The organism is Salinispora mooreana (assembly GCF_000379065.1).
In the GTDB taxonomy this organism is placed as follows: Bacteria; Actinomycetota; Actinomycetes; order Mycobacteriales; family Micromonosporaceae; genus Micromonospora; species Micromonospora mooreana.
On sequence record NZ_KB900614.1, the window covers coordinates 4,181,179 to 4,195,053 of the forward strand.

The 13,875-nt window shown below is 70.0% G+C and carries 14 protein-coding genes, 3 pseudogenes and 3 riboswitches; of the genes and pseudogenes, 11 read left to right on the forward strand and 6 right to left on the reverse strand.

Going from position 1 to position 13,875, the window contains the following annotated elements; all coding sequences use genetic code 11:
- Positions 1 to 15: 15 nt before the first annotated feature.
- A riboswitch (cobalamin riboswitch) is annotated at positions 16 to 165 on the reverse strand.
- 83 nt (positions 166 to 248) lie between these two features.
- On the reverse strand, positions 249 to 740 hold the full coding sequence (locus tag SALPAC6_RS0119945) for a hypothetical protein (RefSeq protein ID WP_018255108.1): 492 nt from the start codon (positions 738 to 740) through the stop codon (positions 249 to 251).
- A 99-nt stretch (positions 741 to 839) separates the two neighbouring features.
- Positions 840 to 1,002: riboswitch (cobalamin riboswitch) on the reverse strand.
- A 149-nt stretch (positions 1,003 to 1,151) separates the two neighbouring features.
- Here SALPAC6_RS0119945 and SALPAC6_RS0119950 point away from each other — a divergent pair.
- Complete coding sequence (locus SALPAC6_RS0119950; RefSeq protein WP_018255109.1) at positions 1,152 to 1,544, forward strand: SCO5389 family protein; 393 nt, start codon at positions 1,152 to 1,154, stop codon at positions 1,542 to 1,544.
- Positions 1,545 to 1,672: 128 nt separating this feature from the next.
- On the opposite strand, the gene SALPAC6_RS0119955 is transcribed toward SALPAC6_RS0119950, so the two are convergent.
- Positions 1,673 to 2,149 carry a hypothetical protein gene (locus SALPAC6_RS0119955; protein WP_018255110.1) on the reverse strand — a complete coding sequence of 159 codons (477 nt, stop codon included), beginning with the start codon at positions 2,147 to 2,149 and terminating at the stop codon, positions 1,673 to 1,675.
- Between the two features lie 107 nt (positions 2,150 to 2,256).
- On the opposite strand from SALPAC6_RS0119955, the gene SALPAC6_RS0119960 reads away from it, so the two are divergent.
- The 8 genes and pseudogenes from SALPAC6_RS0119960 to SALPAC6_RS0119995 all read left to right on the forward strand — a co-directional run bounded on the left by SALPAC6_RS0119960 (position 2,257) and on the right by SALPAC6_RS0119995 (position 10,601).
- Positions 2,257 to 3,432, forward strand: coding sequence for a serine hydrolase domain-containing protein (locus SALPAC6_RS0119960; protein WP_018255111.1), 1,176 nt, complete (start codon positions 2,257 to 2,259; stop codon positions 3,430 to 3,432).
- Positions 3,405 to 4,073, forward strand: a pseudogene (locus tag SALPAC6_RS26335) (glycosyltransferase); the annotation flags it as partial. The gene SALPAC6_RS0119960 and the pseudogene SALPAC6_RS26335, both read left to right, overlap by 28 nt.
- 28 nt (positions 4,074 to 4,101) lie before the next feature.
- Positions 4,102 to 4,902, forward strand: a complete 801-nt coding sequence (locus SALPAC6_RS0119970) for an inositol monophosphatase family protein (RefSeq protein ID WP_018255113.1) — start codon at positions 4,102 to 4,104, stop codon at positions 4,900 to 4,902.
- Between the two features lie 47 nt (positions 4,903 to 4,949).
- Positions 4,950 to 5,747, forward strand: a complete 798-nt coding sequence (locus SALPAC6_RS0119975) for an alpha/beta fold hydrolase (protein WP_026189884.1) — start codon at positions 4,950 to 4,952, stop codon at positions 5,745 to 5,747.
- A 48-nt stretch (positions 5,748 to 5,795) separates the two neighbouring features.
- Positions 5,796 to 6,014, forward strand: a riboswitch (cobalamin riboswitch).
- Positions 6,015 to 6,146: 132 nt separating this feature from the next.
- On the forward strand, positions 6,147 to 8,582 hold the full coding sequence (locus SALPAC6_RS0119980) for a ribonucleoside-diphosphate reductase subunit alpha (protein WP_018255115.1): 2,436 nt from the start codon (positions 6,147 to 6,149) through the stop codon (positions 8,580 to 8,582).
- Entirely contained in the window at positions 8,579 to 9,652 is a 1,074-nt protein-coding gene (locus tag SALPAC6_RS0119985; RefSeq protein WP_018255116.1) for a ribonucleotide-diphosphate reductase subunit beta, read from the forward strand. Before SALPAC6_RS0119980 ends, SALPAC6_RS0119985 begins: the two co-directional genes overlap by 4 nt.
- 108 nt (positions 9,653 to 9,760) lie before the next feature.
- Positions 9,761 to 10,162: pseudogene (locus SALPAC6_RS28175) on the forward strand (ATP-binding cassette domain-containing protein); the annotation flags it as partial.
- Positions 10,163 to 10,346: 184 nt separating this feature from the next.
- Positions 10,347 to 10,601: a MerR family transcriptional regulator gene (locus SALPAC6_RS0119995; RefSeq protein WP_018255118.1), complete on the forward strand. Its 255-nt coding sequence runs from the start codon at positions 10,347 to 10,349 to the stop codon at positions 10,599 to 10,601.
- 49 nt (positions 10,602 to 10,650) lie between these two features.
- On the opposite strand, the gene SALPAC6_RS0120000 is transcribed toward SALPAC6_RS0119995, so the two are convergent.
- The gene (locus SALPAC6_RS0120000) at positions 10,651 to 10,833 is read right to left on the reverse strand and encodes a DUF397 domain-containing protein (RefSeq protein WP_018255119.1); all 183 of its coding nucleotides are present in this window, start codon (positions 10,831 to 10,833) and stop codon (positions 10,651 to 10,653) included.
- Positions 10,830 to 11,639 carry a helix-turn-helix domain-containing protein gene (locus SALPAC6_RS0120005; RefSeq protein WP_026189885.1) on the reverse strand — a complete coding sequence of 270 codons (810 nt, stop codon included), beginning with the start codon at positions 11,637 to 11,639 and terminating at the stop codon, positions 10,830 to 10,832. The genes SALPAC6_RS0120000 and SALPAC6_RS0120005 overlap by 4 nt, the downstream gene beginning before the upstream one ends.
- A gap of 402 nt (positions 11,640 to 12,041) precedes the next feature.
- On the opposite strand from SALPAC6_RS0120005, the pseudogene SALPAC6_RS30840 reads away from it, so the two are divergent.
- Positions 12,042 to 12,368: pseudogene (locus SALPAC6_RS30840) on the forward strand (hypothetical protein); the annotation flags it as partial.
- Positions 12,369 to 12,415: 47 nt separating this feature from the next.
- Here the strand turns inward: SALPAC6_RS30840 and SALPAC6_RS0120015 are convergent.
- Complete coding sequence (locus SALPAC6_RS0120015) at positions 12,416 to 12,613, reverse strand: hypothetical protein (protein ID WP_018255121.1); 198 nt, start codon at positions 12,611 to 12,613, stop codon at positions 12,416 to 12,418.
- A gap of 102 nt (positions 12,614 to 12,715) precedes the next feature.
- Between SALPAC6_RS0120015 and SALPAC6_RS0120020 the strand changes: the two genes are divergently transcribed.
- Positions 12,716 to 13,411 carry a pentapeptide repeat-containing protein gene (locus tag SALPAC6_RS0120020; RefSeq protein WP_018255122.1) on the forward strand — a complete coding sequence of 232 codons (696 nt, stop codon included), beginning with the start codon at positions 12,716 to 12,718 and terminating at the stop codon, positions 13,409 to 13,411.
- A 77-nt stretch (positions 13,412 to 13,488) separates the two neighbouring features.
- Here SALPAC6_RS0120020 and SALPAC6_RS31320 read toward each other — a convergent pair whose 3' ends face one another.
- Positions 13,489 to 13,821 carry a hypothetical protein gene (locus tag SALPAC6_RS31320; protein ID WP_397539583.1) on the reverse strand — a complete coding sequence of 111 codons (333 nt, stop codon included), beginning with the start codon at positions 13,819 to 13,821 and terminating at the stop codon, positions 13,489 to 13,491.
- Between the last annotated feature and the right edge of the window lie 54 nt (positions 13,822 to 13,875).

Consider the following 13,875-nt stretch of genomic DNA (forward strand, 5'->3'; position numbering starts at 1 on the left):
GTGAACCTCGACAGTGGAAGTCGTTCGTCCCGGGCGGGGCATTCCGGCTCGCGAAAGGGTTCTCTCGCTCACGGCTGCGGGTCAGCGCCGGCATCGCACCGGCTTCCCCCCACACGGGACCTATGCAGTTGTGACCCGGCGTGCACCCGGGGTGACCGTCACCGTACCGCCAGGGCGCGCGACGACGCCAGAACGGAGAGGCCACCCCGGGGTGTGCACTATTGGCTACGCCGCCGGCGCGAGGTGGCTCAGGGGGCGGGGATGCTCGGCGGCTCGCCGGCGCCGTAGGACCAACCCTCGACGCTGCCCGGGGCCGGGTCGTAGTTGAGCACGCCCTTGTCGCTGTACTCCCAGCTACCGCCGCTGGATGCGTGCCAGTACGACCAGTACCCGGTGGCCTGCGGGGTGTCGATGCAGGGTTCGACATCCGGGGTGGGTAGGCCGCCGAGACGGCAGACGAAGGCCAGCCCCCAGCGGAGGGTGCCCTCGACGGCGAAGCCGGCGTCCTGGATGGCAGCCAGCCCGGTGGCCGGGTCGCCCGGGGCGCAGGCAACCTCGACGTCGCCACCGAGCGCGGTGAAGTCGACCACCACGGTGACGCCCGAGGTGCCGTCACAGGCGTCGGCGTGTGCGGCCTGGGGGGCGGGCTCGACCGCGGTCAGGGCGATCCCGGCGACGGCGGCGGCCAACAGGCCGGCGACGCGGGTGCGGATGGTGGTTCGGGGGTGGGACACGACCATCAGGAGTGCCTTTCCGCCCTGCGGTCGTCAGAACCCGGGCCGATCGCTGTTGGTCAGCGTCGGGTCGGGGCCTCCGACCCGTGGGCCACGACGGGTGGGTGGGAATGCGCGAGTGTGGCGGGTATTCGGGCTTGCCGTCGGGGTGCACCTCGACGGCCTACCGTTGCGGGCCAGCGCCGGATTTTGACCGGACTTCCCCCGCGCGCACGCGTTGGTTCAGTTGTCGCGACAGTCTGAGCCGGCGCGACCAGCGCTGTCAACCGGCCATGCTGCGGGCGCGCGTCGGGCAGCGCGCCTGCCGATTCTGACCGAGCCACACCATGTGGCGTCGTTGACGCGACGGACGACGAGTGGTGTGCTCAGAACGCAACGGTAATGAAAACCGAGATCATTATCAGTCTGAGGAGGATCATGTCTCTCACCGTGCCACCGGACCTGTTACGGTCCGCCGAGTCAGGCCCTGTTGACGACGACGCCTTCGTCTCCTGCGTCCGCGACTCACTGCCGTACGCCTGGCAGACCGTCAGCCGGGTGGCGGCGGAGCTGGCGTCCTCCGACGCCGAGTTCGCCGACAACGTCGTCCCGCCGTCGACCGAGGAGGAGCGGGGTCAGCTCCTACGCGCGCTGGCCAGCGATGCCATCCGGTCCAGCCTCGAGCGTCACTTCGGCGTCAAGCTGGCCTTCCAGAACTGTCACCGGGTCGCGGCGTTCCGGCACTCCGCAGTGGACTCGGAAACCCACCGCCGCTTCATCTCCGTCCGCGGCCAGCTACTCAACCAGTCTCCCGAACTGCGCAACTGCTGATCCGGCTACCACCCGGCGGGTCGGCTGAGTGATCCACCTCCTCCGGCCCGCCGGGTAACCCCAATCAACCGCCGCCACGCTCCTGCGACATGACCTCAGGACCACGTCGGTAGTTACCGAGATGTCGGCTAGCTGGGGGGCTTCGGCGGGGCGATATTGCGGAACCGCTCGTGCGCGGACTGGCGGCTGATGCCGAGCGCGTTGCCGATCTCGGCCCAGGAGAGTCCGGTCGCCCGCGCCTGGGTCACGGCCTGTTCGATGAGGGGACGTTGCCAGCGCTCCACCTGGGCGAGGATGCCGAGCGCCTGTAGCGGCCAGGTGGTGGTCAGTTCGGCGACGCCGTCCCGCAGCGTGTCGGAGCGGTTGAGCAGCCAGCCGGGCGGAGTGGCGGCTAGGAGCGGCCGGATGTGCCCGCCCCACTCGGAGGTGGCCATCCAGTGCCCCTCGTCAACGGCCGGGTAGTCCCGGCTGCCGACCCAGCCGCAGCTACATCCGGCCCGATAGCCGACGGCGTCGGCCGGCGCTGCCGCGCCCGTCTTCAGCGTTCCGTCCCGCAGCCGGAATCCGACGAGCTCAGCATGCCCCGGAACCATCTCCTCCGTCATCCAGTCAGCATAGGCTAGTCAGGATTGCCTGACATCGCCAGTAAGGCTATCTTGACGACGTTGCTTCGGGTGGTCGGCACCCGGAGCCGGCACTCCGGAGGGAATCCATGCCCGTGGCACATGGCACCGTCGCGCCGGGATACGAGCCGGTTCGAGCGGCATTCCAGGCGAACGTCGAAGCAGGCTCCGAGATCGGCGCCGCCGTCAGCGTCTACCGGCACGGCCGGGAGGTAGTCCGACTCTGGGGCGGCGTCGCTGATCCCGCCACCGACCGCCCATGGCGGGAGGACACCCTCCAGCTGGTCTACTCGGCCACCAAGAGCGCACCCGCTGCCTGCGCGCACCTGCTGGCCCAGCGCGGGCAGCTCGACCTGGCCGCCCCCGTGGCCGCGTACTGGCCGGAGTTCGCGGCGGCCGGCAAGGGCGGCATCCCGGTCCGCTGGCTCCTGTCCCACCAGGCAGGGCTGCCGGTGCTCGACCGCCCGGTCCCGCTGACGACCGCGCTCACCGGGGAGCCGGTCGTCGCCGCGCTGGCCGCCCAGGCACCTGCCTGGCCGCCGGGCACGGCGCACGGCTACCACGCGCTCACCTACGGCTGGCTGGTCGGCGAGGTGGTACACCGCGTCTCCGGCCGCAGCCTCGGCACCTACTTCGCCGACGAGATCGCCACCCCGCTCGGCCTGGACTTCTGGATCGGCCTGCCGGCCGCCGAGGCGCACCGGGTCGCCCGGATCACCGAGCAGCCGGTCGCCCCGCCCGCCTCGCCCAAGGCGATGCCGGCGGGGCTACGGGAGACGCGGGCCGCGTCTACCGGCCGCACCTCGCTGGCCGTCCGGTCGATAATGGTGACCGACCCGCCGCTCGACCTCACCGACCCACGTGCCTGGGCGGCGGAGATCCCCGCGGTGAACGGTATCTGCACCGCCTCGTCCCTGGCCCGCTTCTACGCGGGCCTGATCGGTGAGGTTGACGGCGTCCGGATCCTCGACCCGGCCACGCTCGCCGCCGCCACCCGGGAACAGGCCAACGGCGTTGACCAGGTGCTGCGGGTGCCGACCCGGCCGGCGCTCGGCTTCGGCCTGCCCCTGCCGGAGCAGCCCTGGTGGTCACCGACCGCCTTCGGCTTCCCCGGGCACGGCGGCTCACTCGGTTACGCCGACCCGGCCAGCGGGATCGCCTTCGGATACGTGACGAACGGGCTGCGGGTCTCCATGGCCCCGGACCCCAGGACGACGGGCCTGATCAGGGCCCTCCAGTCGGTGCTCTCCCATCAGCCGGCCTGAACCGCGCGCGGTTTCCCCGTTCCCCGGCGGGGAATCCCCGTCCGGGTACGGCCGTGGCGCGTGCGGCCGGCAGGTTCCGGCTCCTCACCGTCGGCCGTCTCGTGCCACGGAAGGGTTTCGAGACCGTCATCCGGGCGATGGCGCTGCTGTCCGACGCGGAATGCGTCGTGGTCGGTGGCCCGCCGGGCGTGCTGGAGGCTGATCCGTCGGCCCGGCGGCTGTGGGCGCTGGCGGAGGAGTGCGGCGTCGCCGATCGGGTCAAGTTGGTCGGCGCGGTGCCGCGGGAGGCGATGGGCGATTGGTACCGCTCGGCGGACGTGCTGGTCGCGGCCCCCTGGTACGAGCCATTCGGGCTTACCCTGCTGGAAGGAATGGCCTGCGGTCTGCCCGTCGTCGGCACCGCGGTCGGGGGCCTGCGGGACACCGTGGTGGACGGGGTGACCGGTGACCTCGTGCCAGCCCGGAACCCACGGGCGTTGAGCACCGCGCTCCGGCGGCTACTCGACGACGAACCCCGTCGGTCCGCGTACGCCAGCGTGGGCCGCGAGCGGGCGCAGACGTACTCCTGGTCGGCCACCGCGGCGCGGTTGGCGGCGCTGTACGGCGAGGCCGTGGCGGTGCGGCGGTCGGCGCTGGGATGATCGCGGTATCCGATCTAGAGTGTCAGGTATGTCGATCACGGATCAGGCGTTGGCGATCGAGGCGGCGGAGGCGGGAGCGACGGTCGTTCGCTCCCACTACGGGTCGGCGCTGACCCGGTTCTCGAAGGGCGGGGACGACTTCGCCACCACAGCGGACCTCGCGGCAGAGAAGGCGATTCTGGACACCCTGCGCGCGGCGCGTCCGGGTGATGTCCTGGTGGGGGAGGAGAGCGGGCGCACCGGCACCGGCGACAGCGGGCGGATCTGGCTGGTCGACCCCTTGTGCGGGACCTTGAACTTCGCCGCGCGGACCATGCTGGTCTCGGTCAACGTGGCGCTGCGGAGCGGGACGCAGCCCACCGTCGCCGCCGCCGCGGACCCGTTCAGTGACGAGGTGTTCTGGACTGACGGCACCGCCGCCTACGTCCGTCAGGGAGGTGTGGACGAGCGGCTCGTCCCATCAGCCGACTCGAAGCTGGTGGACCTCAACCTCGACCCGCCGTTTCCGAACGAGAGCGAGTTCCACGTCGCGCGGATGTTTGCCGAGAAGAGCTTCGTCGGGCGGTTCCACCCGCGCGTGGTCTCCAGCACCCTGGCCGTGACCTGGGTCGCCGCCGGCCGTCGCGCCGGCTTCGTCACCGACGGACACCAGCTCGGCGACAGCGTGCACTTCGCGGCGGGAATCGCCCTCTGTGAGGCGGCGGGTTGCGTGGTCTCCGGAATTGACGGACAGCCGCCGCACTCCGGGCTGGGTGGTCTTGTTGTGGCTGCCGACGAGCAGACGCACCGCGCCCTGTTGGCATCCATTGAGAACCAAAAGCCGGCCTGAATAGGGTGACGGCGGTTTCGGGCCGCCAGGGTGAGGGAGTTCGTACGGTGCGGCGGGTGACAGTCCGTCGGGACGGGGTGGTGCTGTCCTGCCTTGTGGACGGCTCCGGCGACGATGTGGTCGTGCTGCTGCACGGGCTGGCCGGCAGCGCTGCGGAGTTGGTGCCAACGGCGGAGGCGCTGCTACCGGAGCACCGTGTGATCGTGGTGGATCAGCGCGGGCACGGCCACTCGACCCGACGGCCGCAGGACCTCTCCCGCCGGGCGTACGTCGAGGACGTGGTTGCTGTCGTCACTGAGGTCGCCGGCGGTGCATCGGTGACGGTCGTTGGCCAGTCGATGGGCGGGCACACCGCGTTGCTCTTCGCCGCCGAGTATCCCGAGCTGGTGCGTCGGCTGGTGCTGCTGGAGGGCGGTGTCGGGGGCCGCGAGGATCGGGGGGACTACCCGGCCGAGCTGGGTGCCTTCTTCGCCTCGTGGCCGGTGCCGTTCGCCGATGTCCGCCAGGCCGCCGAGTTTCTGGGCGACACCCCGGTGGCCCAGGCCTGGCTGCGGGACCTGGACCGGTGCCCGGACGGGCTCTGGCCGCGATTCGAGCCGGCGGTGATGCGGGACGCCATCGCGGCCGTCGCCGACCGGGCCTGCTGGGCCGAGTGGCAGCAGGTGCAGGCACCCACCCTGCTGGTGTGTGGCGAGCACGGGATCATCCCCGCCGCCGAGGTGCGGCGAATGGTGTCCCTGCGTCCGGACGTCGAGCAGGTCGTCGTTGCTGGTGCCGGGCACGACGTCCACCTGGAAGACCGGGACACCTGGGTGCGCGCCCTGCGGCAGTTTATCAGCCGCTGACACATCGACACGACATCTGGTGTTGCATGCCGGGCGGGGGCGGCATATATGGTGTCTCCCGTAGCTGGTTCGGCGCTCCCACCGGGGAGTGGTCGAGGCAAGAGGGAACCCGGTGGAAGTCCGGGACTGCCCCGCAGCGGTGAGTGGGAACGACCGCCGTCATCACGCACTGGGCTGATCGAAGCCTGGGAAGCGACGGCCAGTAGGCGACCGGGTCCCCCGGGCGTGCCCGCGAGTCCGAAGACCTGCCAGCGCGCCGCACGCGTCGCGTGCGGCGGTCGGCGGCCGCGCGGGACGGCCGACGCCCGCAGCCGCCCGGTGTGGTTACCCCACCGGGCGGATGATCGTGGCGTCCCCCTGCGCGTTCGTCGACCTCGTCGGCAGGCGGAGGAGGGGGAGATGACAACGACGCGGGAACGCGCCACGAACGGGTCGGCCGGGGAGACGACGGCGACGCGGAAGGGTGCCACGAACGGGTCGGCCGGTGCGGAGCAGCAGCAGCAGCGGCGGCAGGTGATGGAGGTCCGCAAGCGCAACGGCGACAGCGAGCCGGTGGATGTCAACAAGATCGTCCGCGCGGTGGAGCGGTGGGTCGCGGACCTGAACGAGGTGGACCCGCTGCGGGTGGCGACCAAGACGATCAGCGGCCTGTACGACGGGGCGACAACGGCCGAGTTGGACCGGCTGTCGATCCAGACGGCGGCGGAGCTGATCGGCGAGGAGCCGCAGTATTCGAAGCTGGCGGCGCGACTGCTGGCCGCGTACGTGGACAAGGAGGTCCGGGGGCAGCAGGTCGCGAGCTTCAGCCAGTCCATCCGGTACGCCCATGGCCTCGGGTTGATCAGCGACGACACCGCCGCCTTCGTGTCCCGCAACGCCCGCAAGCTGGACGACGCGGTGGACCCCGCCGGCGACCTGCGGTTCGAGTACTTCGGGCTGCGTACCGTCGCGGACCGCTACCTGCTGCGGCACCCGCAGTCGCGGCTGGTGGTGGAGTCCCCGCAGTACTGGCTGTTGCGGGTGGCCTGCGGACTGTCGGGAACCCCGGCCGAGGCGATCGGGTTCTACCGGCTGATGTCGTCGCTGGCGTACCTGCCCAGCTCGCCGACGCTGTTCAACTCCGGCACCCGACACACCCAGATGTCGTCGTGCTTCCTGGTCGACTCGCCCCGCGACGAGCTGGACTCCATCTACCAGCGGTACCACCAGGTCGCGAAGCTGTCGAAGTTCTCCGGCGGCATCGGCATCGCCTGGTCGCGGGTACGCGGCCGGGGCGCGCTGATCCGGGGAACGAACGGCCGGTCAAACGGCATCGTGCCGTTCCTGAAGACCCTCGACGCCGGCGTCGCCGCGGTCAACCAGGGCGGCCGGCGTAAGGGCGCGGCCTGCGTCTACCTGGAGCCCTGGCACCCGGACATCGAGGAGTTCCTGGAGCTGCGGGACAACACCGGCGAGGACGCCCGGCGGACGCACAACCTGAACCTGGCCAACTGGCTCCCGGACGAGTTCATGCGCCGGGTCGAGGCGGACGGCGACTGGTCGCTGATCGACCCGTCCGACGCACCGGAGCTGCCCGACCTGTACGGCGCGGAGTTCGACGCCGCCTACCGGGTCGCGGAGAAGCAGGCGGTCCGTACGGTCAAGGCCCAGGACCTGTACGGGCGGATGATGCGCACCCTGGCGCAGACCGGCAACGGGTGGATGACCTTCAAGGACCGCTCGAACGCGCTGTCCAACCAGACCGGGGAGCCCGGCAACACGATCCACCTGTCGAACCTCTGCACCGAGATCCTTGAGGTCAACAACGACGCCGAGACCGCGGTGTGCAACCTGGGCTCGGTCAACCTGGGTGCCCACGTCAGCACCGACGGGGTGGACTGGGCGAAGCTGCGGGAGACCGTCCGCACCGCGATGGTCTTCCTCGACCGCGTGATCGACATCAACTACTACCCGGCCGAGCAGGCGGCGGCCTCCAACCCGCGTTGGCGGCCGGTCGGGCTCGGGCTGATGGGCCTGCAGGACGCCCTCTTCACGCTGCGGCTGCCGTTCGACTCGGCCGAGGCGCGGGAGCTGTCCACCCGGGTGCAGGAGGAGATCTTCCTGACCGCGGTGGAGACCTCCGCCGGGCTCGCCGAGCGGTTCGGCCCGCACCCCGCGTACGCCGAGACCCGCGCGGCCCGGGGCGACCTGCACCCGGAGCTGTGGGGTGCCGAGCCGACGCAGCCGAAGCGGTGGGCCGAGCTGAAGGCGCGGGTCGCGGAGCACGGTCTGCGGAACTCGTTGCTGGTGGCGATCGCCCCGACCGCGACGATCGCCTCGATCGCCGGCTGCTACGAGTGCATCGAGCCGCAGGTGTCCAACCTGTTCAAGCGCGAAACCATGTCCGGCGAGTTCCTCCAGGTCAACACCTATCTGGTTGGTGAGCTGAAGGCGCGCGGGTTGTGGACGGCCCCGATCCGGGACGAGATCAAGCGGGCGGAGGGGTCGGTGCAGGGCATCGCCGAGCTCCCCGCCGAGGTGCGGACGCTGTTCCGTACGGCGTGGGAGCTTCCGCAGCGGGCGCTGATCGACCTGGCCGCGGCCCGTGCCCCGTACATCGACCAGTCCCAGTCGCTGAACCTGTTCCTGGCCGCGCCGACGATCGGCAAGCTCTCCTCGATGTACCTGTACGCCTGGAAGTCCGGGCTGAAGACCACCTACTACCTGCGGTCCCGTCCCGCGACGCGGATCCAGCAGGCCACCGTCGCCGTCACCCCGTCGAGTGTCACCGGGGTCGACGCCGAGGCGCTGGCCTGCTCCCTGGAAAACCCCGAAAGCTGTGAGGCATGCCAATGACCACCGATGCCGAGACCCGTACCGCGACCGCCGAGACCCGTACCGCGACCGTCGCGACCGTTGGCGAGCGGCACCTGCTGCTCGACCCCGGTATGGACCTGACCCTGCGCCCGATGCGGTACCCGCACTTCTTCGACCGGTTCAAGGAGGCGATCAAGAACACCTGGACGGTCGAGGAGGTGGACCTGCACTCCGACCTCGCCGACCTGGCGAAGCTCTCCCCGGCCGAGCGGCACCTGGTGTCCCGGCTGGTCGCGTTCTTCGCCACCGGCGACACGATCGTCGCCAACAACCTGGTGCTCAACCTCTACCAGCACGTCAACTCCCCGGAGGGCCGGCTCTACCTGTCCCGGCAGCTCTTCGAGGAGGCGGTGCACGTCCAGTTCTACCTGAACCTGCTGGACACCTACGTGCCGGAGGAGAAGGAGCGGTTCGCGGCGTTCGCGGCGGTCGAGAACATCCCCTCGATCGCCCGCAAGGCGGAGTTCTGCTTCCGGTGGATCGACTCGATCTTCGAGCTGCGGGAGCTGCGGACCCGGGCGGACCGCCGGGCGTTTCTGCTCAATCTGATCTGCTTCGCCGCCTGCATCGAGGGCCTGTTCTTCTACGGCGCCTTCGCCTACGTCTACTTCCTCCGCTCCCGGGGCCTGCTCAACGGCCTCGCATCCGGCACCAACTGGGTGTTCCGTGACGAGTCCATGCACATGGCCTTCGCCTTCGACGTGGTGGAGACCGCCCGCGCTGAGGAGCCGGACCTCTTCGACGCCGACCTGGAGCAGCAGGTCAGGGAGATGATGGCGGAGGCGGTCGACTGCGAGGTCCAGTTCGCCGAGGACTTGCTCGAGCAGGGGGTGTCCGGGCTCTCCCTGACCGACATGCGGGAATATCTCCAACATGTCGCGGACCGGCGGCTGGTCACGCTGGGGATCGCCCCGATGTACGGCAGCCAGAACCCGTTCGCCTTCATGGAGCTGCAGGACGTGCAGGAGTTGTCGAACTTCTTCGAGCGGCGGGTGTCGGCGTACCAGATGGGCGTCAGCGGGAGCGTTACCTTCGACGACGACTTCTGATCCGACACTGGGCGCGGGTGTGAGCGCTGGGGAGGGCGGCCGCGGCCTGGTCCCGTTCTGCGGTTCGGGCTTGACCTTGACGCAGCGTCAACCTTGCACGCTGGGGCCATGTCGATAGATCTCCAGCGGGCACCGGGGCAGGTCCGGGAGCCGGCGATCCAGGTACGCGGGCTGCACAAGTCCTTCCAGGAGCTGCAGGTGCTACGCGGCGTCGACTTCGAGGTCGCGCCGGGCAGCGTCTTCGCTCTGCTCGGCTCCAACGGGGCGGGCAAGACCACGGTGGTACGCATCCTCTCCACGCTGCTCCGCCCGGATGCGGGAACGGTCGCCGTGAACGGCTTCGACGGTGCCGCGCAGGCGGCGGAGGTGCGTGCGTCGATCAGCCTGACCGGGCAGTTCGCCGCGGTCGACGAGGTCCTCAGCGGGCGGGAGAATCTGGTGCTGGTCGCCCGGTTGCGGCGGCAATGGGAGCCGGGTCGGGTCGCGGATGACCTGCTGGCCCGCTTCGCCGAGAACCAGCCGGCAATCTCCATCGTCGATGCGGTCCGCGGTCTGTTGGAGCAGCAGCAGGCCGGTGCTGACAGGGGATCGCCCTCACCTGGTGCGTCGGCCTGCTCGCCGTCGCGTACGGCGTCGCGATGGCCGTCTACCATCGCAAGGTCAGGTGACGTTGGGTCCCGGCGTGGAGGTAGCCATGCTGACGATCGGGCGGCTGGCCTCCTATGCCGGGGTTTCTATCCGTGCGGTGCGGCACTACCACCAGATCGGGCTCCTGCCGGAGCCGGAACGCGACGCCTCCGGCTACCGGAGCTACGACGCCGCCGCGGTGCTGCGCCTGATCCGGATCCGGACCCTCGCCGAGGCTGGGGTCCCGCTGGCCCGGGTCCGGGAGCTACTCGGCGAACGTGGCTGGACCGGCTGGACCCGGGTGGCGAAGCGTAGGCCCTGAGCGCGAAAGGCCCGGCCTCCGCGGGGAGCCGGGCCTTCCTTCGTGCTGGTCAGTGTCGCTTGGCGAAGTTGACGAAGGTCCGCCACACCGCCGGGTTGAACTGGAGGGTGCCGCCGTCCCGGTCCTTGGTGTCGCGCACGAGCACGACGCCGGGCAGGTTGTCGGCCACCTCGACGCACGACCCGCCGTTGGTGCCGGACCGCGTTGATTTGTGCCACCGGGCACCAGTCATGTCCATGTCTGCGCCGCCTTTTTGATCAGGTCGAGGGACTGCCTGCGGGGGAGGGTCACACTCCGGACCGCCTCCCACGTGCGCTGGAGGGTAGCAAGGTCATCGGCTCCGTCCACCACCTGCGCGCGCACCTGGTGGTCCAGGTGGGTCACCATCGAGCCGTCGCCGAGAGTGGCCAGGATGAAGCCGCCCTGCAAGCCAGGGTAGATCCCGGCATCCTTGGGCACCACGAGGATCTGCACGTGCGGCAGCTCCCCCATCTTCACCAGGTGAGCGACCTGCTCGGCCATCACGCCGGGCTGGCCGACCACCGGCCGGCGGAGCACCATCACGTCGATGACCGCCACCAGTGGTGCAGCGGAGTCGCGAGTGAGGATGGCCTGCCGTGCGAGCCGGGATTGGACGCGTTGTTCAACATCAACAGGTTGGAGGATGTCCGTGGTGAACATGGCGCGCGCATACGCCTCGGTCTGAAGCAGTCCGGGTACGAAAGCCGGCTCGTACCAGCGGAGTAGTGTCGCCTCCTGCTCGCACTCGATCCACTCGCGCAACCAGTCCGGGTCGGCCTTGGCGAGTTCTCGGAGCATTCGGCCGACTCGGCCGTCCTGGCCCTCCCGGAACGTGGGGTCGTGGGCCCGGTCGACCGCGACCGCGTAGTCCGGCGTGAGTGGACGCCCACCGGTCTCGACGGCACTCACGTGCGACGCCGAGTAGCCGATGCTGCGCCCGAAGTCCTCCTGGCTGAGGCCGAGGGTTTGCCGTAGTAAGCGAAGCTCCATCAGCACGTAGTCCATGACACTGCCCACCGCTGCCCAATCAGGCCCAAGATCTGCTCGATCAGCGTGAGCAGGTATCGAAACCAGGCGGTCCTATCGAGACTGTCACTCATGCGGACCTGTTCTTCGCCGAGCGTAGCGGGGATGGGTTCTGCCCAGGGCCCCGCCCGCATTCGGCAGGAGCGGGTGGGGCCCTGTCCAAGGACACAAGGAGGTAGTTGTGAAGATCCGTTGGTTCAGCCGGCACCGAAGGAACAAGCCGCCTATTGGGGCACACCGATCGAACGCCTCGTACCGCCCCGCGGCACCATCACCAAATCGGCCAGCGAACCTGCCGGCGTGGATGACCCAGCCCACCATCGCCGACCCCCGACCCGGACGCGCCGGCTGGCTCACCCCCGCCCAACAATGGCGAGCCAACGGAGGCCGCTGGTGAACCCCCACCACCTACCCCAACCACGACTCGGCCCCCACCCCGAACACCCCCACCACCGAGCCGGAAACCAACCACCCCACACACCACTACGACCCATCTGGACCTGCCGCGCCTGCGGCCACCCCTGGCCCTGCGCCGAAGCCCGCCTCCTCCTCAAAGCCCAATACGACACCCGACAATCAAGCCTGTCGATCTACCTCGCCGGGCTCTGCTACGAAGCCATGCACGACCTCTACCACCTCAACCCCCACGGCGGACCAAGCCCCCGCGAGCTGTTCGACCGGTTCGTCGCCTGGGGGCCGTTCCGGCGGCCGGCCGGAACGGCCCCGGGTGAGGCTCGCGGTGCCAGACCGCGAGCCCCGATCGTCGGTCAGCCGAGCACGACCTCATGCCGGTACGCCCGCACCCGGGCGCCGTCGACGAGAACAACCTCCACTCGACTCCCATCGTCGGCTCGCCGCTGCACAGCGTGGATTGGCTTACCGGCATGCTCGGCGATCCGGTCCTGGTCGGCGCGATCGGGCCGGAAGACCCAGTTCAGGTTTACGGGATTGTTCGACACCTGCACCCCCGGGTTGGCACGTTTGTTCGATCGCCGAGTTTAGTCGCGTCGGTGCCCGGCACCGGCGCGCGACACGGCGGCCATACGGTCACAGCCAGGTCCTAGGGTGTGGGTGTGTCTGCCCGATCATCTGCGCTGCGGCGTGCCACCGGCTCACGTAAGCAGCGAGAACCCCGTAACCCGGTCCCGCCGGCCGAGGTCAGCCTCTGCGAGGCGGCGGCGCTGGAGCCGGAGTCGACGCTGGAACGTCAGGCGCTCTACCGGGTGCGGCTGGCCGGTCAGGACGCCTCCACGGTGACCTTCCGGCAGTGCCGGTTCCGTGGGGCAGACCTCTCCGAGTGCCGGCTGGATCAGGTGGTGTTGACCGACTGCCTGGTGACGGATTCAAGCTGGGCCAATCTGCGCGCCGACGGCGGAGAGCTGGCCCGGGTGCGGCTGGAGCAGTGCAGGATGACGGGCGTGACATGGGCGGACGGCGTACTGCGGGATGTCGCCCTGGTGGGGTGTCGCGGGGACCTGTCGGCGTGGCGGATGACGACCTTCGACGCGGTGAGGTTCGAGGACTGCAACCTGCAGGGCGCCGACTTCACCAACGCGGACCTGCGGGGTGCGACTTTTCGGAGCTGTGACCTGACCGGGGCGGTGTTCCATCACGCGTCGATGGAGGGCACCCGGTTTCGTGGCTGCACCCTGGCCGGTGTCGGCGACTTCTCGAGCTGGCGTGGCGCTGTGGTGGACCACGAGGATCTGATCAGCCTTTCGTACAGCCTCGCTCAGGCGGCCGGCATCCGCGTTGAGGGCTGACAGCGGGCCGCCGGCAGTGCGGTCCCGATGACGACTGTACTGCTGAGGGTCTCCGTACTCGTTGTCGGTCCTCATGCTCACTCGTCGGCGGGATCGGCTTCCGTGTCAGCTTCGGCTTCGGCGCGTCGGTGCCTCGGCGTAGGGGTGTCGCCGGAGCGGCCGCCCCGGGCCTCGGCGGCGAACAGTGCGACCTCGCTGCCCGGGTCACGCCAGTGTGGCTCTCGACGCGCGTACAACAGAAGTGGAGCTGTGATGATCAGGGCAGTCAGCCCGACGAGGAGGCCGAGGTAGAGGGCAGGGCTGCCGATGCCGATCTGGCTTGGCGGCACGAGGCTGGAGGCGAGGGCAAGTGCCGAGGCGACGAAGCCGGCTCCGCCGATGATCCACATGCCGGCGAGTCCGCCCGGCACTCGGTATGGCCGTGGCCGGTCGGTTGGCGGTAGCGGAGATGGATCGCCGAGGCA